Raw genomic sequence first — 23,937 nt, 5'->3', positions numbered from 1 at the left:
GCGCCCGGCGGCCTCAGCCAAGTCTTTCAGCCGGCGAGGTTTCTCAGTAGGGGTGGCCGTAATACGGCCGCACGCGCAACCGCGGCTGCGCCGCCGGCGGGGCGGCGTAGCGGGCCGCGGCCTCCGGATCGTAGGTCCGGATGTAGGGGTCGAGGGCTGGGTCGCGGTAATTGCCGTTGTTGACCCCGGCCGAACGATCGTTGCCGCTCAGCGCCGCGTAGGGCGAGAGGCCGCTGCCACTGTCGCCGCCACCACCGCCGCCGCCGCCCCAGGCAAAGGCCATCCCCGGAGTGGCGGCGAGGAGCATCGCCGCGAGGGGCACCGTCAGCGTCTTGCGCGTCATGTCCTGTCTCCGCACCATGTCATTGCCAAGCGAACGGTCCAGCTGAAAGCGCGGTTCCCTCAAAGGCGGACTCTGGCGCGAACCGCCGCGGCTTCACGGCATTGTATCACCGTCTGCCAACACCCGCCTATTCGACGCCCTGAATTTCGATTTTTTCGGTTCACCGCCCAGAAATCGTCTCCGCTGTTAAGATTGAACCGGTAGACATCGATCCGGCCGTGCTTGATCGTGGCGCGGCGTAACAGAATTCGAGCCTGCGCGACGACCGTATCGGCGGTCACCGCCGGGCGCATACCGGGTCTGGTTGCCGTGAACGTCGATACGAAAGCCGGCACGCGGGGCATGAGGCCGACCGGCTGATGGAGCGGGCGACCGGAGGCATGGACCGGCCATCGGCGGCCGGCGGCCGGGCTCCCGCCCGGGCCGAGCCTTCGCCCTCGCGGACGCTCCCCCGCAGCCGGACCGTCACCGTTCGACTGGACCGCCGGGCGCTGCGCGGCTGGCATATCCGCCTTCTCGACCAGCTCGGGCAGCGGCCCGACCACCGGATCCGCGTCGCATGGGTCGACCACGCGGGGGGGCTGCCGCCGAACGCGGAACTCCTGTTCCGGCTGGAGGCCACCATCCACGGCCTGCCCCGGCCGGGCCTGGCCACGGCGGCCGAGCCGGTGGCGCTCGCGTCCTACGAGGCGAGCCCCGCGGGCGAGGAGCTCCGCAGCAGCGGCGCCCAGGATCTCGTCCTCGATCTCTCGAGCGCGCCTGCGGAACCGGGATCGGCACCGGCGTGGCGGCTCGACTATGACGGGATGCCGGGCGAAGCCGGCCTGCTCGCGGCCCTGTTCGCCCATGGTGCCCCGGTGGCGGCCCTGCGTGGACCGGACGGCAAGCCGGTGGCCTTGGGGCGCCTGGGCGCGGAATCGCATACGGTGATGCTCGCGGCCTTCGAGGGCTACCTCGCGCGGACCATCACGCTGATCCTCGCCGCCCTCGACGGCGCCGCCTCGACGGAGCTTCCCGACGGCGCCGGGGCGCCCCTGCAGCCCGCGACCGCCTACGACCTCGGCGGCCTGGGCGCCCGGCGGCGGGCCGCCGGGGGGCTCGCCCGGCAGATCGCCCGCAGGCTCTACGCCCTCTGCTTCCACGGCCCGCACTGGCGGGTGGGCTGGCGCCGGATCGTCGGCCCCGACCTGATCGATCTGCGCCGGCATCCCGAGGGCGGCTGGCAGGTCCTTCCCGACGACGGCCGGCGCTTCTACGCCGACCCCTTCGCGATCGCCCGGGACGGCGCCGTGACCCTGTTCGTGGAGGAGTTCGACTATCGCCGCGGCAAGGGCGTGATCGCCGCGGTGGGCTTCGGGGAGACCGGACCCCGCGGCCGTCCGGAGCCGGTGCTCGAACTCGAGACCCATCTCTCCTACCCGTTCGTGTTCGAGGCGGACGGACAGGTCTGGATGATCCCGGAATCCCACGCCTCCGGCACGATCGACCTCTACCGGGCCACCGACTTCCCGCGCGGATGGGTCCACGAGGCGGTGCTCCTCGACGGGGTCGTGGCCGGGGATGCGACCCTGCTGCAGCATGGCGGCCGCTGGTGGATGTTCGCCACGGTCCGGGCCGGCGGGGGGAGCTATTCCGACACCCTGCATCTCTGGCACGCGCCGCATTTCCGCGGGCCCTGGACCCCGCACCGGCACAACCCGGTGTTGATCGATATCGGCTCGGCCCGGGCCGCGGGCCCGATCGTGGCGCGCGACGGCGGCCTGATCCGGCCCGTCCAGGATTGCCGCGAGGGCTACGGCGCGGCGCTCGGCCTCGCCCGGATCCTGCGCCTCGACGAGGAAGCCTACGCGCAGCGGGTCGAGACGCGCCTGCGGCCCGGGGCGGCCTGGCCGGGCACGCGCCTGCACATGCTGAGCGCCGCCGGCGGCTTCGAGTTCATCGACGGCTCGCACCGGGCCCGCACGCGACTCCTGGGCTGATCCCGGCCCGCGCCGCGCCCGGCGCGGACCCGTCGGTGCCGAACGGCACCCGCGGACGGCTCGCATCCCGGCCCCGCGCACGCTAAGCGGGGGGCTCCACCCGCGCCGATCAAGCAGAACCGCCGGGACGATCACCATGGCGAGCCCCGTCGAACATGCGAGCTTCCTGCCGCCGGTCCTGACCTTCCTCACGGCGGCGGTGATCGGCGTGCCGATCTTCCGGCTGATCGGCCAGAGCGCCGTGCTGGGCTACCTCGTGGCCGGTGTGCTGATCGGGCCCTCGGGCCTGTCGCTGATCGCCGAGCCCGAGACGGCGGCGAGCGTCGCCGAGATCGGCGTGGTGCTGCTGCTCTTCATCGTCGGCCTGGAACTGCACCTGTCGCAGCTCGTCTCGATGCGGCGCGACATCTTCGGCCTCGGGACCGCGCAGCTCGTCCTCTGCGCGCTGGTGCTCGGCGGCGCCGGAATCCTGGCGGGCCTCAGCTTGGGCGCCGCCGCGGTGATCGGCCTCGCGCTGGCGCTCTCGGCCACCGCGGTGGCCCTGCAGCTCCTGGAGGAGCGGGGCGATCTTTCCAGCGCCTATGGCGGCCGCGCCTTCGCGGTCCTGCTGTTCCAGGACCTCTCGGTGGTCGGCATCCTGGCGCTGATGCCCCTGCTGGCCTCGGCGGGGGAGGCGACCGACGTCTCCTGGCTCGGGGAAGCGGCCCTCTCCACCGGCAAGGCGCTCGCGGCGATCCTGGCGGTGGTGCTGGTCGGCCGCTACGGTCTGAACCCCTTCTTCCGGCTGCTCGCCGCGAGCGGCGCCCGCGAGGTGATGACCGCCGCCGCGCTCCTGGTGGTGCTCGGCACCGCGCTCCTCATGGAGCAGGTCGGCCTGTCGATGGCGATGGGCGCGTTCCTCGCCGGCATCCTGCTGGCCGAGTCGAACTTCCGCCACCAGCTGGAGGCCGATATCGAGCCGTTCCGCGGCATGCTGCTCGGCCTGTTCTTCATGAGCGTCGGCATGTCGATCGACGGCAACCTCGTGCGGGAGGTCTGGCCCGCCCTGTTCGGCGCCACCCTGGCGGCGATCCTGGTCAAGGTCGCCATCGTGGCCGGCCTGTTCCGGCTGTTCGGCTCGGACACGCTGGGGGCCCTGCGGGGGGCGGCGGTGCTGGCGCCCGCGGGCGAGTTCGCCTTCGTGCTGCTGCCTCAGGCCCAGGATCTCGGCCTCACCGGCGTCACGGCGACGCGCTTCGCGGTGGCGCTCGCCGCGCTGACCATGCTGATCGGGCCGATCGCCGCCAAGGGGCTCGACAAGCTGATCGAGCGGCGCACCGCGCGCAGCACCCGCGCGCTGGAGGCGCCCTCCACCGAGCTGACCGAGAGCGGCGACGCCAGGGTGCTGGTGATCGGCTTCGGCCGCTTCGGGCAGGTGCTGACCCAGGTGCTGATGGCCGAGGGCATCCCCGTCACGGTGATCGACAAGGACGTGGAGCAGCTCCGCGCGGCCTCGCGCTTCGGCTTCCGCATCTATTACGGCGACGGCACCCGGCTCGACGTGCTCCGCGCCGCCGGGATCGGCCGGGTCGAGCTGGTCTGCATCTGCGTCGACGACCGGGAGGGCGCCCTCAAGATCGTCGACATCGTCCACGAGGAGTTCTCCAGCGTGCGCACCTTCGTGCGCGCCTACGACCGCCTGCACGCGGTGGAGCTGATGAACCGGGACGTCGACTACCAGATCCGCGAGACCGCCGAATCCGCCCTCGCCTTCGGACGGTCGGCGCTGGAGGGGCTCGGCCTGTCGCCGGAGGCCGCCTCGGCCCGGGCCGACGACGTGCGCAAGCGCGACATCGCCCGCCTCGTCCTGCAGCAGGCCGGGGCCCTGCCGGACGGCGCCGGCTGGATGCGCGGCGCCGCGGCGGGTCTGAAGCCCGAGCCGCTGACCATTCCGGTCCGGCCGGCGCGGGCGCTCAGCACCGAGACCCGCGACCTCGTGGGCAGCGACCGGCGCGAGGCGGCCGAGCGGCTGCTGGAGAAGCCCGCACTGGCGCCGCAGGAGACGGACGCCGCCGAGGGGGAGGCCGATCCGGAGGCGGAGCTGGAAGCGGAAGGCAGCGCCCGGGATGCGTGACCGGCCGGATGTCTGACATGTCCGACGGGCCGCCCCCGGCGGAGGCGGGCCGCTTCGTCACCGGCTCGATCCTCCGGCACGTGGTGGTGATGGCCGCCACCGGATCGGTGGGGCTGATGGCGATCTTCGTCGTCGACCTCTTGTCGCTGCTCTACGTGTCGACGCTCGGCGACCCGAACCTCACCGCGGCGGTCGGCTTCGCCGGCATCGTGCAGTTCTTCGCCACGGCGGTGAATATCGGCCTGATGATCGCCGCCGGGGCCCTGGTCGGGAAGGCCGTCGGCGCGCGCGACCGCGCGGCGGCGCGGCGCCTCGCGACCTCCGCGCTGGTCCTCGGCAGCCTCGTGGCCGCCCTCATCGCGGTGCTGATCGCGCTGCTCGCCGACCCGCTCCTGGGCCTGATCGGCGCGAAGGGCGAGGCGCTGCGGGTGGCGATCCTGTTCCTCCACATCACCCTTCCGTCGAACCTGCTGCTCGCCGCCGGCATGCTGTTCACCGGCCTGCTGCGCGCGGTGGGCGAAGCCAGGCAGGCGATGTCGGTCACCCTGGCCGGAGCGGTGGTCACCGCACTGCTCGATCCGCTGCTGATCTTCGGGGCCGGCCTCGGCGTCACGGGCGCGGCGATCACCGTCTGCGTCGCGCGCGCGACCTTCGTGGCGGTGGGCGTCCGCGGCGTCGCCCGGCACGGACTCCTCCGCCGGCCGCACCTGTCCGACCTGCCGGCCGACGCCGCCGCCCTGGCCGGCGTCGCGGGACCGGCCGTGCTCACGAATCTCGCCCCCTCGGTGGCGAGCGCGTTCCTGGCACGGCTGTTCGCCGGCTACGGGGCCGATGCGGTCGCCGCCGCGTCGGTGATCGACCGCCTGACGCCGGTGGCCTTCGGCGGCCTGTTCGCCCTGTCGGGGGCGATCGGCCCGATCCTGGCGCAGAATTGGGGCGCGGGCCTGTTCGACCGGATGCGCGGCGTGCTGCGCGCGGCGGTCCGGGTGACGCTGGCCTATGTCGCCGTGGTCTGGCTCGTCCTGGCGCTGACCCGGGGATGGCTCGCCACCCTGTTCGGCCTGCACGGGGTCGCGGCCGAGCTCTTCGGCTTCTTCTGCCTCGTCGGCGGCGCGATCTGGTTCTTCAACGGGCTGCTGTTCCTCGGCAACGCCGCCTTCAACAATCTCGGCTTCCCCCTGCGCTCGACGCTGCTGAACTGGGGGCGCGCGACCCTCGGCACTGTCCCCCCGGCGATGCTCGGGGCGGCGCTCTACGGCCCCCGCGGCGTGGTCGCCGGGATGGGCGTGGGATCCCTGGTCTTCGGCGCCCTCGGCATCCTGCTGGCCCGCCGCACGGTGGACCGCCTGGAAGGGAGCGGCCGGCGCGGGCGTGAGCCCGAGGCTGCGGCGGCGGTGCTGGAGAGGCCGGCGCCGCTGCCGCCGGGCCATGCCCATCCCGAGCCGTTGCACTGAGACGGCGGAGAAGGCGCAAGTTCCGCGGGGAAGAACTGGTATTTCCCCGCGTGACGGGTCACCATACCCTGTCTCGGCCTGTCCCGGCCGGGGCAGGATCGAGGCGTCATGTTCAACCCGCTCGAGATGTTCCAGGCCCAGGGCGAGGCCGGCCTTCAGGCCATGGCCCAGCAATTCGGCCTGACGACTGAGCAGACGGCCCGCGCCTTCGAGGCGCTGATGCCGGCCCTGACCCTGGGGCTCCAGCGCAGCGTCGGCGTGGACCCGACCGGCTTCGCCCGGATGTTCGGGCTGGAAGCCGCCAAACCTGCGCCGCCGCAGGGCTTCGAGGCCCTCAGCCAGATGTTCGGCTCGGCGCAGCTGATGCAGGCCGTGCTGCGGCAGGCCTCGGCCACGAGCGGCGTCGGCGCGCAGGTGCTGCGCCAGATGCTGCCGATGATGGCGGGGGCCGTGGTGGCGAGCATCGTCCATGTCATGCTGAACCAGCCGCAGGCCGAGCCCGCGCAGGCGCGGTCGAGCCCGCCGCCGCCCGTTCCGTTCCCGTTCGGGCCGGCCTGGGCCGAGATGGCCAAGGCGATGATGCCCGCGGTCCAGCCGCCGGCGCCGCCGCCGAAGCCGGCCGCCAAGCCGACCGCGAAGCCGTCGCAGGGAACTGCAGGCGAAGCCGGCTCGGATGTGTTCCAGCAGATGATGCGCACCGGGGCCGAGGTTCAGGGCAACAACATCCGGGCGATGCAGGAGCTGTTCGAGACCTTCTGGCCTGCCTCCGGGGGCGCGACGCCCCAGTCCTCGGACGGCACCCCGGCACGTCCCGATCCGGCGCCCGCCGATCCGGCGGCGGGCAAGGGCCGGCGCGGTCGCCCGTCCGGCGGGACCGGTTGACGCAGGGACAGGGCCCGGGCGGACGTTGACCCCGCGGATCGAAGCGGCAACCTTTCGCCGAGGAGATCCGCCGATGAGCGACCATTTGACCGCCTGGGACGATCGCACGGAGAGCGTCGCCGGGAATGGCGTCGCCAAGCGCGCGATCCCGGGTGCGGGTGCCAGCCTCGTGCGCGTGGTGGTGCCGGCGGGCATCTCGGCGCCGGCCCACAGCCACGACCACGAGCAGTTCGTGCAGGTGCTCGCGGGCTCCGGGGTCCTGGAGACCGAGCAGGGTCGCAAGCCGTTCTCGGCCGGCAGCGTGTTCCACTTCCCGGCCGGGGCGTGGCACGCGGCCGAATTCGAGACCGAGACGGTCTTGATCGAGACGAACCTCGCGTCGCAGGTCTGACATAGGTCCGGCGGGCGTGGCTGGTTCGGCCGGGACTCCTCGGCCGGCTGAGGCTCGGCGCTGAGGAGGAGGACGGATCATTCCGGTCCGGGGCCGAGTTGCCGTTCCAGTTCCTCAGCCGCGGGCACCGTCTCGCGCGCGTACCGGACGGCCTGATCGGCGGTCAGCAAGCGACCGTCCTCGGGAAAGAAGGCGAGCCCCCCCGACCGATGTCACGCAGGCCGTGATCGCCATCAGGGCGCCGATGGATTCCGCGATGGTGCCGAACCAGAACGCGTACACGCATGGCCAGGAGCCGGCGAAGTCGGTCTCCGGATAGGTTTCCTTCAATTCCGAGAACGGCACGATCGAGCACTCGAAGCCCGAGGCCCGGCCGCGCCGCACGGCCGGCAGATGCCCCGACGAGGCCGGCGGAATCGTCGTTCCACGAAGCTGCAGATCGAAACCGAGCGCGTCCAGGCCGGCCTGCCAATCCGATACGCCGGCGAGTGGTCTCGGACACAGGGCGTACGCTTCATTACTCATGCGCGCACGACTCCGCGTGTGACGGCGACAGAGATGCGGCTCGTGACGGAGATGCCGCGGAGCAGATGGATCTCGATGACCGGGACGCTGTCGTCGACACCTGCGCCGGCCCGCAGGGCACGGATGCGGCGCGGCGACAGACCCGTTTCGCCGGTCTTGATGTCCCAGATCGCCCGGACCGGCGCTGCGCTGGTCCGGCCATCCCGGAGAAGAACATCCGTGCGTCTGCTGCCGGACAGGCCGTGGCGGACGATGTCGCCGGCGACGAAGCTCTGCTCGACACCGTGCCTGCCGATCCCGGGGAGATCCAGCGCGCGCAGGCGGGCCGCCAGGCTGGCGTGGATCTGGAACCCGTAGAGGAACCCCCCTCCCGGCTCGGTGCTCGCGACGACGTCCTTCAGGACATCGAGGATCTCATCGGTCTTCGCGTCGATCCGAGGATCACCCGTTCGGTCCTTGCGAAGGACGGTGGGCGACCCGCCCTCTCCACACCACCGACCATCGCGGCCCCGTAGCCGATCCGGTCTGAATCCGGCTTTGATGCCCCGGCGTTCCAGGGCCACGAAGGCTCGGCACAAGCAAAGCTCCGCGAGGGAATACGCCCAGATCACATCGGGATCATGATCTCGCATCGCGCCAGGACCCGCCGTCCTTGTTCCTGTTTTATTCCATGATTATTTTCCTTCCATCCAGCGATAGCAGGTTGCATCAGGAAAACACTTCGACCCCATCCGGCCGAGCAGGCGCCCGGCCTGCGGCAAATTATTCTTGGCGCGCGAGCAAAATGCCTGCGCTTGGCCTGAGCCGTCGGCGCGTGTAGGAATCCCACCTTGAACGCCCGCCCGTGCACGCCGACGAAAGGCCGGGCATCGCCCCTACCAGAACAGAGGCAGACCATGAGCGCCGGTACCGCCGCCGACAAGCACTTCTCCAACAGCTTCTTCGCTGCCCCCCTCACGGAAACCGATCCCGAGATCGCCGAGGCGGTGGCCAAGGAGCTCGGCCGTCAGCAGCACGAGATCGAGCTGATCGCCTCGGAGAACATCGTCTCCCGCGCCGTGCTGGAGGCGCAGGGCTCGGTGCTGACCAACAAGTACGCGGAGGGCTATCCGGGCCGGCGCTACTACGGCGGCTGCCAGTTCGTGGACATCGCCGAGGATCTCGCCATCGAGCGCGCCAAGCGCCTGTTCGATTGCGGCTTCGCCAACGTGCAGCCGAACTCGGGCTCCCAGGCCAACCAGGGCGTGTTCCTGGCCCTGATGCAGCCCGGCGACACCTTCCTGGGCCTCGACCTCGCCGCGGGCGGCCACCTGACGCACGGCGCCCCGCCGAACGTCTCGGGCAAGTGGTTCAAGCCGGTCTCCTACACGGTGCGCCGCGAGGACCAGCGGATCGACATGGAGCAGGTCGCCCAGCTCGCGCAGGAGCATAAGCCGAAGGTGATCATCGCCGGCGGCTCGGGCTACCCGCGCCACTGGGACTTCGCCAAGTTCCGCGAGATCGCCGACTCGGTGGGCGCCTACTTCATGGTCGACATGGCCCATTTCGCGGGCCTCGTTGCGGCCGGCGTCCATCCGTCGCCGTTCCCGCACGCCCATGTCGCCACCACGACGACCCACAAGACGCTCCGCGGCCCGCGCGGCGGCATGATCCTGACCAACGACGAGGCGCTGGCCAAGAAGTTCAACTCGGCGATCTTCCCGGGCATCCAGGGCGGCCCGCTGATGCACGTCATCGCCGGCAAGGCCGTGGCCTTCGGCGAGGCGCTGAAGCCCGAGTTCAAGATCTACGCCCGCCAGGTGGTGGAGAACGCCAAGGCGCTCGCCGACACGCTGATCTCGGGCGGCTACGACATCACCTCGGGCGGCACCGACAACCACCTGATGCTGGTCGACCTGCAGCGGAAGGGCCTCACCGGCAAGGCGGCGGAAGCCGCGCTGTCGCGGGCGCACATCACTTGCAACAAGAACGGCGTGCCCTTCGACACGCAGAAGCCGACCATCACCTCGGGTATCCGGCTCGGCACCCCCGCCGGCACGTCCCGCGGCTTCGGCGTCGCCGAGTTCAAGCAGATCGGCGGCTTCATCGTCGAGGTGCTGGACGGGCTCGCCGCAAAGGGTGAGGCGGGCGACAGCGCGGTCGAGGCCGATGTCAAGAGCCGCGTCCATGCCCTCACGGACCGGTTCCCGATCTACGGCTGAGGCGTGAGCGGGGCCGGTCTTTCGGGCCGCCCTTCGGTGGATTAGGAAACGGCCGCGGATCCGACCGGTCCGCGGCCGTTTCCATGCCCGAGTATCCCATCCATGCGGTGTCCCTATTGCGGCGGCTCCGAGACCCAGGTGAAGGACTCGCGGCCCTCCGAGGACGGGGCCGCGATCCGGCGGCGCCGGGTCTGCCCCGACTGCGCCGGCCGCTTCACCACCTTCGAACGGGTGCAGCTGCGCGAGGTCGTGGTGCTCAAGCGCTCGGGCAAGCGCGTGCCCTTCGACCGGGACAAGCTTCAACGTTCCATCGACGTGGCGCTCCGCAAGCGCGCCGTCGATCCGGAGCGGATCGAGCGGCTGGTCAGCGGCATCACCCGGCAGCTCGAGAGCGCCGGGGAGCCCGAGGTGACCTCCGAGGCGATCGGCGAACTGGTGATGGCGGGGCTCAAGGGTCTCGACGATGTCGCCTACGTGCGCTTCGCCTCCGTCTACAAGAACTTCCGCGAGGCGAAGGACTTCGAGGACCTGCTCGGCACGCTGAGCGACGGTAGCCCGGTGCCGGCGGCCGTGCCGGGGCCGGACGCCGAGCTGGAGCCCGAGGCACCGGGGCGGCGCCGCGCCGGCCGCCCATGAGTGACGATACCCACTTCATGCGCCTCGCCTTAGCGCTGGGCCGCCGCGGTCTCGGCACCACGTGGCCGAACCCGTCGGTCGGCGCCGTGGTGGTCGAGCCCGGAACCGGGCGCATCCTCGGGACGGCGGCGACGGCGCGGGGGGGACGCCCGCACGGGGAGCCCGTGGCGCTGGCCGCCGCGGGGGACGCCGCCCGCGGCGCGACCCTCTACGTGACCCTTGAGCCGTGCTCACATCACGGCCGCACGCCGCCCTGCACCGACGCCATCCTGGCCTCCGGGATCGCCCGGGTGGTCAGTGCCCTGGAGGATCCCGACCCGCGGGTGGCGGGGCGGGGCCACGATCTCCTGAGACAGGGCGGCGTCGCGGTCGAGACCGGGCTGATGCGGGATGCGGCGGCTCGCGACCATGTCGGCCACATCACCCGGGTGACACGCGGCCGCCCGGCCCTGCACCTCAAGCTCGCCCGCACCCGCGACGGCTTCTGCGCCGCCGCCGGTCCGGAGCGCCTGCGCATCACCGGCCCGGTGGCGGACGGGGCGGTCCATCTGTGGCGCGCCCATGCCGACGCGATCCTGATCGGCATCGGCACCGCCCGGGCGGACGACCCGTCGCTGACCGTCCGGCTGCCGGGCCTGGACGGGCGCTCGCCCCTGCGGGTCGTGCTCGACACGCATCTGCGGCTCTCGCCCGCCAGCGTCCTGGCGCGGACCGCCCGCGACACGCCGACCCTGGTGCTCACCACCCGCTCGGCCCCGGCCCATGCGCGGCGCGCCCTGGAGGCGCTCGGCGTCGAGGTCGCGCCCGTCCCGGCGGACGCGGCCGGCGGGATCGATCTCCCGGCGGCCCTGGCGCAGCTGGGCGAGCGCGGCCTGACCCGCCTGTGCAGCGAGGGCGGCCCCCGCCTTGCGGAGGCGCTCGCACGGGCCGATCTGATCGATACCTGCACGCTGGTCACCGGTCCGGTGGAACTGGGACCGGCGGGCGGTCTTCCGGCGCTGGGGCCCGCCCTGGCGGAGGCCCTGGCGGGCGACCGGTTCCGCGAGGCCGAGCGGCTCACGTTCGGACCCGACGGGGCCGTGACCTACGAGCGCAACAGGACGTAAGCGATGTTCACGGGGTTGGTCAGCGACGTCGGCACGGTCGTCTCGGTCTCGGGCGAAGGTGATCTGCGCCGGATCGCGATCCGCGCCTCCTACGACCCGGCGACGATCGCGCTCGGCGCCTCGATCGCCTGCGCGGGCCCCTGCCTCACGGCGGTATCGGTCGAGCCGGCCGAGGGCGGCTGCGTCTTCGCGGTGGACGCGGCCGCCGAGACCCTGGCGCGCACCACCGTAGGTTCCTGGGCGGCGGGCACGCGGATCAACCTCGAACGCTCCCTCAAGATCGGCGATGAACTCGGCGGCCACTTGGTCACGGGCCACGTCGACGGTCTCGCCGAGATTGTGGAGCGCGAGAGCGTCACGGCGGGCGCCTGGGGGCCGAGCGAGCGGTTCACGCTCCGGGCGCCGGCGGCCCTGGCGAAGTTCATCGCCGAGAAGGGGTCGGTCTGCCTCGACGGCACCTCGCTCACGGTGAATTCGGTCCAGGGCGACCTGTTCTCGGTGCTGCTGATCCCCCACACGCTCCAAGTCACCACCTGGGGTGAGCGGCGGCAGGGCGACCGCCTGAACCTGGAGGTCGACCTGATCGCTCGCTACGCCGCCCGGCTCGCGGAGGCGCGGGCCTGAGCGTCCTCAGCGCGGCGGGATCGAGTAGGTGCCGGTGGCGTGGCAGACGAGGTCCGGGCTGCCGACAGCGGTGATCGCCACCTCGCCGACGGCGAGCCGCCGCCCGAGCTTGAGCAGCCGGCATTCGGCCACGAGATCCCCCGTGGCGGGCTTGCGCAGGAAGTTGAAATTCAGGCTCGTGGTCACCGCGAGCGCCACCGGCCCGATATTGGCGAGGATTGCCGCGTAGAGGGCATAGTCGGCGAGCGCCATCATGGCCGGCCCCGACACCGTCGCGCCCGGGCGCAGGAAGCGCTCGTGGGCCTCCAGCCGCATCCGCGCCGAGAGCGGTCCCACGGCCTCGAGGTGGTAGGCCCGCCCGCCCGCCTGCATCTGCGGGAACTCGCGGTCGAGGAAGTCACGGGTCTCGGCGAGGGTCAGGATCGTGGCGGTCATGGGCCCTTGCAGCACGGGCGCTCCCGGGAGGCAATCCGAAGCCCGCCTCCCGTCCATCCCCCCGGATCCTGCGGTGTCCGGATGGAATCAACCGTCGCGCGGCTCCGATCAGAAGAAGATCGGCCGTGCGCTGGCGGTGATCTCGCCCAGCACCGTGCCGGTGGCCGGCTCGATCTCCTTGAGCACCACGTCGTAGCCCCAGAGGTCGGCGAGGTGCTGCAGGACCCGCTTGGCATCGTCCTTCTGCAGGGTGATCTTGTTGATCGCCTTGTGGTGCAGGATCAGGCGCCGGTCGCCCTCGAGATCCACATCCACCACCTCGATGTCGGGATCGAGCCACGCGACGTCATACTGGCGCGCGAAGGCGCGGCGCAGCTTGCGGTAGCCGCGCTCGTCGTGGATCGCCTCGACCCGCAGCTCCGGCTCCTCCGGATCGTCCACGACGTGGAACAGGCGCAGGTCGCGCATCAGCTTGGGTGACAGGAACTGCTGGATGAAGCTCTCGTCGCGGTAATTCTCCCAGCAGTCGCGCAGGACCGCCATGGCGTCGCCGGTGCCGGCGATGTCGGGGAACCACGCCCGGTCCTCGTCGGTCGGCTGCTCGGCGATGCGGGCGATGTCCTGCATCATGGCGAAGCCGATCGCGTAGGGGTTGTGGCCGCCGTAGGAGCGGTCGTCGTAGTTCGGCTGCCGGATGACGTTGGTGTGCGATTGCAGGAATTCGAGGTAGGCGGCCTCGGTGATCTGCCCGGATTCCGACAGGGCGTTCATGATCCGGTAGTGGCAGTACGTGGCGCAGCCCTCGTTCATCACCTTGGTCTGGCGCTGCGGGTAGAAGTACTGGGCCACCAGGCGGACGATGCGCAGGATCTCGCGCTGCCAGGGGCGCAGGCGGGGTGCGACCTTCTCCAGGAAATAAAGAATGTTCTCCTGGGGCAGCTCCAGCAGCGCCTTGCGCCGCTCGGCGGCCATGTCGGAGCGGACGGCGCCGACCTTCTGCGGCAGGGTCCGCCAGAGATCGTTGTAAATCTGCTCCCCGTGCTCGATCCGCTCGCGCTCGCGCCGCTGCTCGGAGGCGAGGTCCGGCCGCTTCTTGCGCGGATAGCGGTGGACCCCCTGGCTCATCAGCGCATGGGCGGCGTCCAGCACCTGCTCCACCGCCTGATGGCCGTAGCGCTCCTCGCAGCGGGCGATGAAGCCCTTGGCGAAGTCGAGATAGTCCAGGATGCCTTCGGCGTCGGTCCACTGCCGGAACAGATAGTTGTTCTTGAAGAAATGGTTATGCCCGAAGGCGGCATGCGCGATGACGAGCGTCTGCATCGTCGCCGTATTCTCCTCCATGACGTAGGAGATGCACGGGTCGGAGTTGATGACGATCTCGTAGGCGAGGCCCATGAGGCCGCGGCGGTACCCGGACTCGTGCTGGGCGAAGTGCTTGCCGAAGGACCAGTGCTTGTAGAACAGCGGCATGCCGATCGACGCGTAGGCGTCGAGCATCTGCTCGGCCGTGATGATCTCGATCTGGTTCGGGTACCAGGACAGGCCGAGCTGCGGTCCGGCCACCGCCTCGCAGGCGTCGTGGATCCGTCGGATCGTGTCGAAATCCCAGTCGTTACCGGTGAACAGGGGTTTCTGGCCCCCGGAGATGGTCTGGGGCGTCCGTGCCTTGACGAGCGTCATGCGGCCTCCCGTTCGATTGCTTGGATCCGGCCAACTCCGCGTCTCGCCCTCCCCCGCAGAGGCGGGAGGGACGCGTCGCGCCACTCCGTGTCACGCCTCCGCCTCGGCGCGGCCTTCCTTGCGGCCGAACAGCTCGCGGAAGACCGGGTAGATCTCCCGGCGATGGTTGACCTTGCGCATGGCGATCGGACCGCCGGCCTTGGCGATCGCCTCGTAGGTCCGCCACAGGGTGGTGCGGTGCTCCACGAAGCCGGCGCGGGGGCCGTTCTCGTCCCCCACCTCGAGATAGGCGAAGTGCTGGCAGGCCGGCAGGATGTGCGACCGCAAGAGTTCCGTCGAGGTCGGCCCGTCGGAGGAGACGTTGTCGCCGTCCGAGGCCTGGGCGGCGTAGATGTTCCAGTCGTTCGGGTCGTAGCGCTCGGCGATGATGCGCTTCATCTCCACGAGCGCCGAGGAGACCAGGGTGCCGCCGGTCTCCCGGGAGCCGAAGAAGGTCTCCTCGTCCACCTCGGTCGCCCTGTCGGTATGGCGGATGAAGACGATTTCCACGTGCCGGTAGCGGCGCGTCAGGAAGATGTGCAGCAGGATGTAGAACCGCTTGGCGAGGTCCTTCATGTGCTCGGTCATCGAGCCCGACACATCCATCAGGCAGAACATCACCGCCTGGGCGATCGGCCGCGGATAGGGCTCGAACCGGCGGAAGCGCAGGTCGATCGGATCGACGTAAGGGATCCGCTTCGACCGCTCGCGCAGCCTGAACAGGGCCTGCTCCAGTTCCGAACGCTCTGGATCGCCCTCCGCCAGGGCCTGGATCTGCGCCTCCAGGGCCGCGACTTCCTCGGGCTTCGGCCGCTTGAGGGCGATCCGCCGGGACATCGAGTTGCGCAGGGTGCGGGTGAGCGCGAGATTCGCCGGCGAGCCGGTGACCGTGTAGCCGGCCCGGCGCAGCCCCTCCGTCTCCACCACGGCCAGCCGCCGCTTGGCGAGGTCCGGAAGCTCCAGATCCTCGAGGAAGAGCTCCAGAAACTCCTCGCGGGTGAGGACGAAGCGGAACGCGTCCTCGCTGTTCTCGCCGCCCTCCCCGCCTTCACCGGCACCACGGCCGCCGCCGCTGCCCGGGGGCCGCTCGATCGTGTCGCCCTCGACGTAGGTCTTGTTGCCGGGCAGGATGTGGTCCTGCAGGCCCGTGCCGGGCTGGCGCGAGAAGCGCGGCTCCCGGACGCCGTCCGCCGGCACGGTGACGCGGCCGTCCTTGCCGAGATCCTTGATGTCCTTCTCGCGGGCGGATTCCCGCACCGCGCGCTGGGCCACGTCCTTCACGCGCCGCAGGAAGCGCTGGCGGTTCGGGAGGCTCTTGCCGCCCGGGTTCAAACGTCGGTCGACGATATGCATCCGCTGCGAAAACCCTCGTCCGCGTGTTCCGGCCGGGTCCGGACCCTTGTCGTACCATGCTGTTACCGGAGGGATGGATCCCTCTTTTGCAGCAGGGCCGAGATCTTCACCGGCCGGTCGTCCGAAACTGTGGCGGCAAAGGGTCGGATCTCAGGGTCGAACCCTGTGCCGGCCGGATTGGACCCGGCCGGACACCCCGCGCCTCAGCCGGCCTGCTTCACCCGCATGTACCATTCCACCAGACGGCGAACCTGCCGCTCGGTGTAGCCGCGCGCGACCATGCGCTCGACGAACTCGCCGTGCTTCTTCTCGGTCTCGCCATCCTTCTTGGAACCGAAGGAGATCACCGGCAGCAGTTCCTCCACCTGGGAGAACATTCGCCGCTCGATCACCTCGCGCAGCTTCTCGTAGGAGGTCCAGCTCGGGTTGCGGCCGCCGTGCTGGGCTCGGGAGCGCAGGGCGAACTTGACCACCTCGTTGCGGAAGTCCTTCGGATTGGCGATCCCGGCGGGCTTCTCGATCTTGGTGAGCTCCTGGTTCAGGAGCTCCCGGTTCATGAGCTGCCCGGTCTCGGCATCCTTGAAGTCCTGGTCTTCGATCCAGGCGTCGGCATAGTCGATATACCGGTCGAACAGGTTCTGCCCGTAATCGTGGTACGATTCGAGATAGGCCTTCTGGATCTCGTGCCCGATGAACTCCGCATAGCGCGGGGCCAGCTCGGTCTTGATGAATTCCAGGTACTTCTTCTCGGTCTCGGGCGGCAGCTGCTCGCGCTTGAGCGACTGCTCCAGCACGTACATCAGATGCACCGGATCGGCCGAGACCTCGGTGGTGTCGTGGTTGAAGGTCGCGGCCAGGACCTTGAAGGCGAAGCGGGTGGAGATTCCGTCCATGCCCTCGTCGACGCCGGCCGTATCCTTGTATTCCTGCATCGAGCGGGCGCGGGGATCGACCTCGCGCAGGGACTCGCCGTCGTAGACCCGCATCTTCGAGAAGACGTTGGAATTGGCGTGCTCGCGCAAGCGGGACAGGACCGAGAAGCGCGCCAGCATCTCCAGCGTGCCGGGGGCGCAGGCGGCGTCCGAGAGTTCCGAGCTGGAGATCAGCTTCTCGTAGATCCGCTGCTCCTCGGTGACGCGCAGGCAGTACGGGACCTTGATCACGTAGATCCGGTCGATGAAGGCCTCGTTGTTCTTGTTGGTCTTGAAGGTCTGCCACTCGGCCTCGTTCGAGTGGGCCAGGATCACGCCGGTGAACGGGATCGCGCCGATATTCTCGGTGCCGACGTAGTTGCCCTCCTGCGTCGCCGTGAGCAGCGGGTGCAGCATCTTGATCGGCGCCTTGAACATCTCGACGAACTCGAGGATGCCCTGGTTCGCGCGGTTCAGGCCGCCCGAATACGAGTAGGCGTCTGGATCCGCCTGCGACAGGGTCTCCAGGCGCCGGATGTCGACCTTGCCGACCAGCGAGGAGATGTCCTGGTTGTTCTCGTCCCCCGGCTCGGTCTTGGCGATGGCGATCTGGCGCAGCCGGGAGGGCCGGACCTTGATCACCTTGAAGCGCGAGATGTCGCCGTTGAACTCGTCGAGGCGCTTGAGCGCCCAGGGGCTCATCAGGCCGGTCAGCCGCCGGCGCGGGATGCCGTAACGGCGCTGGATCTCCTCGCCCATCGTCTCGGGATCGAACAGGCCCAGCGGGCTCTCGAAGACCGGCGAGACCTCGTCCCCGGCCTTGAGGACGTAGACGGGATGAACCTCCATCAGGAGCTTCAGCCGCTCGGCCAGCGACGACTTACCGCCGCCCACCGGGCCCAGCAGGTAGAGGATCTGCTTGCGCTCCTCCAACCCCTGCGCGGCGTGGCGGAAGAACGAGACGATCCGCTCGATCGTCTCCTCCATGCCGTAGAACTCCCGGAAGGCCGGGTAGGTCCGGATCGTCCGGTTCATGAAGATCCGGCCGAGGCGCGAATCCTTGGCGGTGTCCACGAATTCGGGTTCGCCGATCGCCGCGAGGATGCGCTCTGCGGCCGAGGCGTACATCAGGGGCTCGTCGCGACAGGCCTCCAGGTACTCGGAGAGCGTCATCTCCGTGTCGCGGCGGGCCTCGTACCCTCGGGCGAAGCTCTGGAAAAGGTCGTTCGTCGCATGCATGGGCATTCGATAACCCTCTCAGACCGTGACAGCTTCATCCTGTCTCGGCTTGGATGCAACCGACAGGCCCGCTTTTGTCGCAGTGCGGCGAGCGTGGCGCCCGGCATGTCGATTGCTTGCAACACTCCCGAGCGCTGAAGGCCGCACAGATGAGACTCCGTGCGGCCCCCGAACGGCTGCACGAGCCGCTGAACTGGGCAGATACCGCCTAAGCGGGCCCAGGCTCACAAATCCGTGCCCTCTTTCTTGCCATCGTCTCCCGATTTGGCACCGGACGCCGCGACCGTAATCTTGACGGTCTGCGTCTGCACTTGACCGTCGGAGCTCTTGACCTCGAACGTCACTTCGTCGGTTCCGGTGAAACCGGAGTTGGGCTGGTAGAACAGCGCCTGGACGGCCGCCTCCTTGTTGGGACAGCGATAGCTCGCCGGTGTCTTCAGCTTGCCGACCTTGGTGATCACCGAGCCGTTCTTGGGCGGCCCGGAGACCTTGAACTCGGGCATCGGCCCAGGAGAACAATCCTTCTTGAGGTTCGGCGCGATCTCGATGCGCACGGTCTTGCCGGGCGCCACGGTCTTGGTTCGGCTGGCGGGCGCCTGGGCCAGCGCCGGGCCGGCGAGGGCCATGCTCCCGACGAGCAGCGCGGCGAGCGGACGAAGGGCAATCATGGAAGCGTCTCTCCAGTGCCGAGCCGGGACCTGTCTCCGGACGCGCGTCCGGATGCCCCGTTCCTCGGTGGAGACCATGTGGGGACGCCGCGCACGGGCGTCGAGGGCCCGGACGGCCCCTTAATTCTGGAGCGCCGCCGCGACGATACCGGTGATGCGGGCGATCTGCGCGGCATCGAATTCGCCGGCCAGGGCGGCGGCGAGCCGCCCTTCGACCCGCGCGCGCTCCCCGGCATCGGCAAGCGGAGCGGGGGGAATCTCATCCTCGGCCAGACGGCAGACCCGGCGAATCGTCTCGGCGGCCGCGAGGAGTTTCTCCCGGTCGGTGGGACCCATCTCCCAGAGCGGATTGCGCAGGCGGCTGATCACGCGCTTGGCGTCGCGGTACTCGCGGTCGACGCCGGTAGCCGCCTCGATCTGGCTGACGAGGAACATCAGTTCCAGGACTTCGGACGCCGCGTCCGGGCATGTGCGGACGATCCGCATGATGCGGGCCATCAGTTCCTGGCTGGGCGTCAACTTGGGTTTGGGCGCGGCCATGCGGGCGACAACGCAGGTTGTCGCCGGAAAGTTCGCTGGCCGCGTGTCGGATCGCGCGGTCGTGCCGACACGGTCAGGCTGGGCCGGTCAGGCCTCCAGGTCGGGCATCTTGCGCAGGCCATCGAGCAGGGCGCGGCAGGCCCGCAATTCCTCCAGGGCTTCGGCCAGGGACGCCCGGTCGGAGGCTCCGAGAGTGCCGGACCGGGCGCCCGCCTCCGTCTCGACCTCCTGAATCAGGGGTTCGGCCGCCACGGCCTCGCCGCGGCCGACCGCCTGCACGAAGCGGACGCCGTTCTCCTTGAGGACCCGCTGCGCCCCCGCGATGGTGTAGCGCTGCACGTGCAGGAGATGCCGGATGCCCGCCACCAGCTCGACATCCTGGGGCCGATAATAGCGCCGTCCACCCGCCCGCTTCACGGGACGGATCTGGCCAAAGCGGGTCTCCCAGAACCGCAGCACGTGCTGGGGCACGTCGAGTTCCTCGGCCACCTCGCTGATCGTCCGGAACGCATGGGCGCTTTTCTCGCCGATCCCGGTCGGCGGTTCGTCGGTCTGTGCGGCGGCGAGGGCTGGCGGCATGGGTGTCTTGCGAATGGGCTCGGAACGCCCCGATCTTGACCGGTCGCAGGGTCGCACTCAAGCCTGAGAGGCTGAGGAATCCGGCGGCGTTTGGAGCGGGTGCCGCTTGTGCGGTGCGTCGTGTGCCGGGCTCCGGATCACCGTCCGCGACCTTGCGGGCATCCGGCACAAGGGCGGGGCAGGATGAATCGCAGCCCGTTCCGGGGCGCAGGCCCCGCAGGAGGCGAACCCGCACGCGGACCCGCTCAATCGTCGTCGTGAACGCCCGTGCCATTCAGGCCGTTGATCTTGGCCTTGAGCACGTTGGACGGCTTGAACACCATCACCTGCCGCGGCTCGATCGCGACCTCGACCCCGGTCTTGGGGTTGCGGCCGACGCGCTTGCCCTTGCTGCGCACCACGAAGGAGCCGAACGAGGACAGCTTCACCGTCTCGCCGCTCGCCAGGCAGCTGCAGATCTCCGACAGCACGGTCTCGACGAGGGCGGCCGACTCGGTCCGCGACAGGCCCACCTGATGGTAGACGGCCTCGCTCAAGTCGGCGCGCGTCACCGTCTTGCCTGCCATGCCGTGTCCCCTCGCCCGCATCCTTCGCCCCATGACGCATGGTGCGGCACGCGCGGCCACACCAAACGCTGAAGGCGTATCCCTATGATCCGGCACGCTAATCGGCGCTCCGCCCCCGGTCAACCGCAGCGGGGCCGCGAATCGTTTCAGGCGCCCGCCCGAAGCCTCACCAGCGGATCAGCGCCGCACCCCAGCTGAACCCGCCGCCGATCGCCTCGATCATCACGAGGTCGCCCGCCTGGATGCGACCGTCCCGCCGCGCCACGTCGAGGGCCAGGGGAATCGAGGCCGCCGACGTGTTGCCGTGGCGGTCCACCGTCAGCACGATCTTCTCCCGGGCGATTCCGATCTTGTCGGCCGAGGCCTCGATGATCCGGCGATTGGCCTGATGCGGCACGAACCAGTCGAGCTCCTCCGCGGTGACGCCCGCCTGCGCGAAAGCCTCGACGATGACGTCGGTGACCTGCCCCACGGCGAACCGGAACACGTCGCGGCCCTCCATGCGCAGGTGGCCGGTCGTGCCGGTGGAACCCGGACCGCCGTCGACATAGAGCTTTTCCCGGTGGCGCCCGTCCGACCGCAGGCTCGCGCTGAGCACGCCGCGGTCCCCGGCCTCGTCCTGCGCCTCCAGCACGATGGCGCCGGCCCCGTCGCCGAACAGCACGCAGGTGGTGCGGTCCTCCCAGTCGACAATCCGCGAGAAGGTCTCGGCGCCGACCACCAGCGCGCGGCGGGCCGCGCCCGTGGTCAGGAACTTGTCGGCGGTCGAGACCGCGAAGACGAAGCCGGCGCAGACCGCCTGCAGGTCGAAGGCCGCGCCCTGATGGATGCCCAGCGCCGCCTGGATCTGGGTCGCGGTCGCCGGAAAGGTGTGGTCCGGCGTCGAGGTGGCGCAGATCACGAGGTCGATGTCGTCGGCGGTCAGGCCGGCATCCTCCAGGGCGGCCCGGGCCGCGCGCGCGCCGAGGACCGAGGTGGTCTCGTCGGCGGCCGCGATGTGCCGCTGGCGGATCCCGGTCCGCTGGACGATCCACGCGTCGGAGGTGTCCATCTGCTCGGCCAGATCGGCATTCGTCACCACCCGTGCGGGCAGGCTCGATCCGGTCCCCACCACCACCGAGCGCAGAGGGGGCGCGCGCCGGTGCGGCTCGGGGTCAGTGCGGAGGGTTGCCATCATTGTCCTTCCCGGACGACGCCAGATTCACAATTTCCAGTTGTGAAGCCGCAGCCGTCCGATTTCCATCCCATCCGTCGACGGGGGCTCAGTCCGGCACCGGCGTCACGCCGGCGCCAGCGCCGCGGTCTGGTCGAGCATCTCGCGGATCGTGCGGATCATGTCATGGCGCGCCATGTCGTGCGCCAGATCGATCGCCGCGGCGAAGCCCTGCGCATTCTCCGAACCGTGGCTCTTGATGACGATGCCTTCGAGGCCGAGGAACACCCCGCCATTGGCCCGGCTTGGGTTCATCTTGTCCTTGAGGGCCTTGAAGGCCTGCCGGGCGAACAGGGCGCCGATCTTGGCGGCCAGCGTCCGGGTCATGGCGGCGCGGAGATACGTGCCGATCTGCTTGGCGGTGCCCTCGGCGGTCTTGAGGGCGATGTTGCCGGTGAACCCCTCGGTCACCACCACGTCGACGGTGCCGCGCCCGAGATCGGTGCCTTCGACGAAGCCGTGATAGGTGAGGCCGGGGCTCTCCATCTCGCGCAGGATCCGGGCGGCCTCCTTGACCGCCTCGTTGCCCTTCATCTCCTCGGTGCCGACATTGAGCAGGCCGACGGTGGGCCGGTCGAGGTCGAACACGATCCGGGCCATGGCGGAGCCCATCACGGCCATCTCGACGAGGTGCTCGGCATCCGTGCCGATGGTGGCGCCGACGTCGAGCACGACGCTCTCGCCGCGCACGGTCGGCCACAGGCAGGCGATGGCCGGACGCTCGATGCCCGACATGGTCTTCAGGCAGATCTTCGACATCGCCATCAGGGCGCCGGTGTTGCCGGCCGACACGCAGGCATCGGCCTGCCCGTCGCGCACCGCCTGGATCGCCTGCCACATGGACGATTTGCCCCGGCCCTGGCGCACCGCCTGGCTGGGCTTGTCGTCCATGGCCACGGCCACGCTGGTGTGGCGGATCTCGACGCAATCCTTGAGCCGGGGCTCCTTGGCGACCAGCGGCGCGATCACGGCCTCGTCGCCGAACATCAGGAAGGTGGTGCCGGGATGACGCTCCCGGGCCAGGGCCGCGCCGGGCACGACCGTGGTGGGCCCGTGGTCGCCACCCATGGCGTCGAGCGAGATGCACACGCGTTGGGACATGTCGGTAGCGGGTCGCGGGTCTCGGCGGGAAAGGGTTCAGACGTCGGCGGGACGGGGCCCGCCGGGCGCGGCGGACCATAGCGATACCGGCCCGGCGGGCAAATGAAATCGGGCGGCGCGGGCTTCCGGGCGGTCGCCGACGGCCTCAGGCTCCGCCGTCGCGGAGCTTGCGCAGGCCGTCGAGGGGCCCCGCATCGTCGCCCGCCACCACCGGCTCGAAGGTGATGCCGGGCTTGCGCGGATAGGGATCGAGGCCGAGCGCCAGGAACTCGGCGGTGAGCGCCCCGAAATCGATGCGGCCGCCGACCAGCGGGTCGGGGATGTCGGCCTCCTCGGCCTCGGTGCCGGCGAGCCGGTCGGTATCGGTGAACACCACCTCGACCGGTTCATGGACCGGCGCCTCGAAGGGTTCGAGGCTCACGGTGCAGACCTGCGTCACCAGGGCTTCCACCGCGCCGGTCACGGTGAGCCGGCTGGTCGGCCCCTCGATGGCGAAGCGCCCGACCAGATCGCGGATCCCGGGGATGCCGAAATCGGCGGCGAGCGCCGCGCATTCGGCCGGGCTCGCCTCCACGGTGACGGCGCCGCGCCCCTGGGGCAGGCGCTCGACATTGACCCAGCGCGCGAGGGGAAAGCCCTCCTGGCCGGCGTGGCGGGTCATGAATTTCCTCCATCTCCAGCGTGGACCGATGCCGGCGCGAAGCCGTCCGGCTCCGGGAAGGGCGGCCCAGCCCCGAGCAGCCCGTCCAGATCGGCGCCGGCGAGGGCGGCGTCGGCGGACTGCACGTAGGCGGCAAGACCGCGCCCGTCACCCTCGCCGCCCAGCACGTTGCGGACGAGAACGGCGCGCAGCGCCGCCGCGTCGCCGGCCTCCAGGGCGGCATCGTAGCCCTCGGCCCGGCCGTAAAAGGCGGCGCCGAGCTTCTTCATCCGCTTGGACACGCCCATGTCGCCGACACCGAGTTCGCGCAGCGAGGCGTCGAGCTGGGTGAAGACCGAATTCACGAGATCCTGGGCCACCTCGGACGCCGGCGCCGGCAGCCGGTTCAGCCGGCGCAGGACCAGGATCGCGTGCAGGCAAAGGGCCTCGAACCGGCCCTCCACGGTATCGGGCACGCCGAGGCGCGTGTAGAGGCCCGGCCGGCGCGCGGCCATGCTCAAGGCCACGTGCAGCCCCTCGACGGCGCGGCGCCGCGCGCTCGCGCGCCGGAACAACCCGGCGATCATCGGTGCCGAACCCCGGCCATCTGTGGCCAAGCTTGCCTTGTCAAAGCCATAACCCCGCGGTACGGCAACCCACGCCCAGGGCGCAAGCGCCGTCGGAGCCCCGTGTCGGCGACGACGGTTGCGCCCCGTCCG

General features: G+C 70.4%; 24 protein-coding genes. 10 read left to right on the top strand and 14 right to left on the bottom strand.

The genetic code is table 11. The features are described 5' to 3' along the window. Positions 1-43: 43 nt before the first annotated feature. Positions 44-343: a hypothetical protein gene (locus BM396_RS21015; RefSeq protein WP_043386416.1), complete on the bottom strand. Its 300-nt coding sequence runs from the start codon at positions 341-343 to the stop codon at positions 44-46. Positions 344-702: 359 nt separating this feature from the next. Here BM396_RS21015 and BM396_RS21010 point away from each other — a divergent pair, with 359 nt between their 5' ends. From BM396_RS21010 to BM396_RS20990, 5 genes are all read left to right on the top strand, one after another. Then, entirely contained in the window at positions 703-2,322 is a 1,620-nt protein-coding gene (locus BM396_RS21010; RefSeq protein ID WP_043386418.1) for a glucosamine inositolphosphorylceramide transferase family protein, read from the top strand. A gap of 136 nt (positions 2,323-2,458) precedes the next feature. Then, a complete protein-coding gene (locus tag BM396_RS21005) occupies positions 2,459-4,435 on the top strand; it encodes a monovalent cation:proton antiporter-2 (CPA2) family protein (protein ID WP_043356576.1) in 1,977 nt (658 codons plus the stop codon). A gap of 17 nt (positions 4,436-4,452) precedes the next feature. Then, positions 4,453-5,889: an MATE family efflux transporter gene (locus BM396_RS21000; protein WP_043386422.1), complete on the top strand. Its 1,437-nt coding sequence runs from the start codon at positions 4,453-4,455 to the stop codon at positions 5,887-5,889. Positions 5,890-5,997: 108 nt separating this feature from the next. Next, positions 5,998-6,771 (top strand): DUF937 domain-containing protein, encoded by a 774-nt coding sequence (locus BM396_RS20995; protein WP_043356569.1) that lies wholly within the window; start codon positions 5,998-6,000, stop codon positions 6,769-6,771. A 73-nt stretch (positions 6,772-6,844) separates the two neighbouring features. After that, positions 6,845-7,162, top strand: a complete 318-nt coding sequence (locus tag BM396_RS20990) for a cupin domain-containing protein (RefSeq protein ID WP_043386424.1) — start codon at positions 6,845-6,847, stop codon at positions 7,160-7,162. 114 nt (positions 7,163-7,276) lie between these two features. Here BM396_RS20990 and BM396_RS20985 read toward each other — a convergent pair whose 3' ends face one another. Continuing rightward, positions 7,277-7,687, bottom strand: a complete 411-nt coding sequence (locus tag BM396_RS20985) for a hypothetical protein (protein WP_043386427.1) — start codon at positions 7,685-7,687, stop codon at positions 7,277-7,279. A 65-nt stretch (positions 7,688-7,752) separates the two neighbouring features. On the opposite strand from BM396_RS20985, the gene BM396_RS32285 reads away from it, so the two are divergent. The 5 genes from BM396_RS32285 to BM396_RS20960 all read left to right on the top strand — a co-directional run bounded on the left by BM396_RS32285 (position 7,753) and on the right by BM396_RS20960 (position 12,254). Next, positions 7,753-8,202 (top strand): hypothetical protein, encoded by a 450-nt coding sequence (locus BM396_RS32285; RefSeq protein ID WP_139239528.1) that lies wholly within the window; start codon positions 7,753-7,755, stop codon positions 8,200-8,202. A 381-nt stretch (positions 8,203-8,583) separates the two neighbouring features. Continuing rightward, positions 8,584-9,888 carry a serine hydroxymethyltransferase gene (glyA, locus tag BM396_RS20975; RefSeq protein WP_043386430.1) on the top strand — a complete coding sequence of 435 codons (1,305 nt, stop codon included), beginning with the start codon at positions 8,584-8,586 and terminating at the stop codon, positions 9,886-9,888. Positions 9,889-9,990: 102 nt separating this feature from the next. Next, positions 9,991-10,524: a transcriptional regulator NrdR gene (nrdR, locus tag BM396_RS20970; RefSeq protein WP_043386431.1), complete on the top strand. Its 534-nt coding sequence runs from the start codon at positions 9,991-9,993 to the stop codon at positions 10,522-10,524. Continuing rightward, positions 10,521-11,630: a bifunctional diaminohydroxyphosphoribosylaminopyrimidine deaminase/5-amino-6-(5-phosphoribosylamino)uracil reductase RibD gene (gene ribD, locus BM396_RS20965; RefSeq protein ID WP_043386433.1), complete on the top strand. Its 1,110-nt coding sequence runs from the start codon at positions 10,521-10,523 to the stop codon at positions 11,628-11,630. The genes nrdR and ribD overlap by 4 nt, the downstream gene beginning before the upstream one ends. Before the next feature lie 3 nt (positions 11,631-11,633). Further along, the gene (locus tag BM396_RS20960) at positions 11,634-12,254 is read left to right on the top strand and encodes a riboflavin synthase (protein WP_043351065.1); all 621 of its coding nucleotides are present in this window, start codon (positions 11,634-11,636) and stop codon (positions 12,252-12,254) included. Between the two features lie 6 nt (positions 12,255-12,260). Here the strand turns inward: BM396_RS20960 and BM396_RS20955 are convergent, their stop codons facing one another. The 12 genes from BM396_RS20955 to BM396_RS20900 form a co-directional block, all read right to left on the bottom strand. After that, the gene (locus BM396_RS20955; RefSeq protein ID WP_043386434.1) at positions 12,261-12,689 is read right to left on the bottom strand and encodes a PaaI family thioesterase; all 429 of its coding nucleotides are present in this window, start codon (positions 12,687-12,689) and stop codon (positions 12,261-12,263) included. A gap of 108 nt (positions 12,690-12,797) precedes the next feature. After that, complete coding sequence (locus BM396_RS20950) at positions 12,798-14,369, bottom strand: SpoVR family protein (RefSeq protein WP_043386436.1); 1,572 nt, start codon at positions 14,367-14,369, stop codon at positions 12,798-12,800. A gap of 90 nt (positions 14,370-14,459) precedes the next feature. Continuing rightward, positions 14,460-15,761 carry a YeaH/YhbH family protein gene (locus tag BM396_RS20945; RefSeq protein WP_043386438.1) on the bottom strand — a complete coding sequence of 434 codons (1,302 nt, stop codon included), beginning with the start codon at positions 15,759-15,761 and terminating at the stop codon, positions 14,460-14,462. A gap of 203 nt (positions 15,762-15,964) precedes the next feature. Continuing rightward, positions 15,965-17,917: a PrkA family serine protein kinase gene (locus BM396_RS20940; protein WP_043348452.1), complete on the bottom strand. Its 1,953-nt coding sequence runs from the start codon at positions 17,915-17,917 to the stop codon at positions 15,965-15,967. A 218-nt stretch (positions 17,918-18,135) separates the two neighbouring features. After that, the gene (locus tag BM396_RS20935; protein ID WP_043348449.1) at positions 18,136-18,579 is read right to left on the bottom strand and encodes an Ig-like domain-containing protein; all 444 of its coding nucleotides are present in this window, start codon (positions 18,577-18,579) and stop codon (positions 18,136-18,138) included. A gap of 120 nt (positions 18,580-18,699) precedes the next feature. Then, the gene (locus tag BM396_RS20930; protein ID WP_043386440.1) at positions 18,700-19,119 is read right to left on the bottom strand and encodes a hypothetical protein; all 420 of its coding nucleotides are present in this window, start codon (positions 19,117-19,119) and stop codon (positions 18,700-18,702) included. Positions 19,120-19,206: 87 nt separating this feature from the next. Next, positions 19,207-19,698: a MerR family transcriptional regulator gene (locus BM396_RS20925; RefSeq protein ID WP_043386442.1), complete on the bottom strand. Its 492-nt coding sequence runs from the start codon at positions 19,696-19,698 to the stop codon at positions 19,207-19,209. A 245-nt stretch (positions 19,699-19,943) separates the two neighbouring features. Then, the gene (locus tag BM396_RS20920; RefSeq protein WP_043348440.1) at positions 19,944-20,264 is read right to left on the bottom strand and encodes an integration host factor subunit alpha; all 321 of its coding nucleotides are present in this window, start codon (positions 20,262-20,264) and stop codon (positions 19,944-19,946) included. Between the two features lie 166 nt (positions 20,265-20,430). Beyond that, the gene (locus BM396_RS20915) at positions 20,431-21,438 is read right to left on the bottom strand and encodes a beta-ketoacyl-ACP synthase III (RefSeq protein WP_051976215.1); all 1,008 of its coding nucleotides are present in this window, start codon (positions 21,436-21,438) and stop codon (positions 20,431-20,433) included. A 105-nt stretch (positions 21,439-21,543) separates the two neighbouring features. Further along, on the bottom strand, positions 21,544-22,578 hold the full coding sequence (gene plsX / locus BM396_RS20910; RefSeq protein ID WP_043348438.1) for a phosphate acyltransferase PlsX: 1,035 nt from the start codon (positions 22,576-22,578) through the stop codon (positions 21,544-21,546). Positions 22,579-22,723: 145 nt separating this feature from the next. After that, positions 22,724-23,239, bottom strand: coding sequence for a YceD family protein (locus BM396_RS20905; RefSeq protein ID WP_043386443.1), 516 nt, complete (start codon positions 23,237-23,239; stop codon positions 22,724-22,726). Next, complete coding sequence (locus tag BM396_RS20900; RefSeq protein WP_043348434.1) at positions 23,236-23,805, bottom strand: ubiquinol-cytochrome C chaperone family protein; 570 nt, start codon at positions 23,803-23,805, stop codon at positions 23,236-23,238. Before BM396_RS20900 ends, BM396_RS20905 begins: the two co-directional genes overlap by 4 nt. Between the last annotated feature and the right edge of the window lie 132 nt (positions 23,806-23,937).

The sequence above is a fragment of the Methylobacterium sp. UNCCL125 genome (assembly GCF_900116795.1).
Taxonomy (GTDB): Bacteria; Pseudomonadota; Alphaproteobacteria; order Rhizobiales; family Beijerinckiaceae; genus Methylobacterium; species Methylobacterium fujisawaense.
Note: the sequence above shows the minus strand (reverse complement) of the source record. Positions and strands in the feature narration are given on the sequence as shown.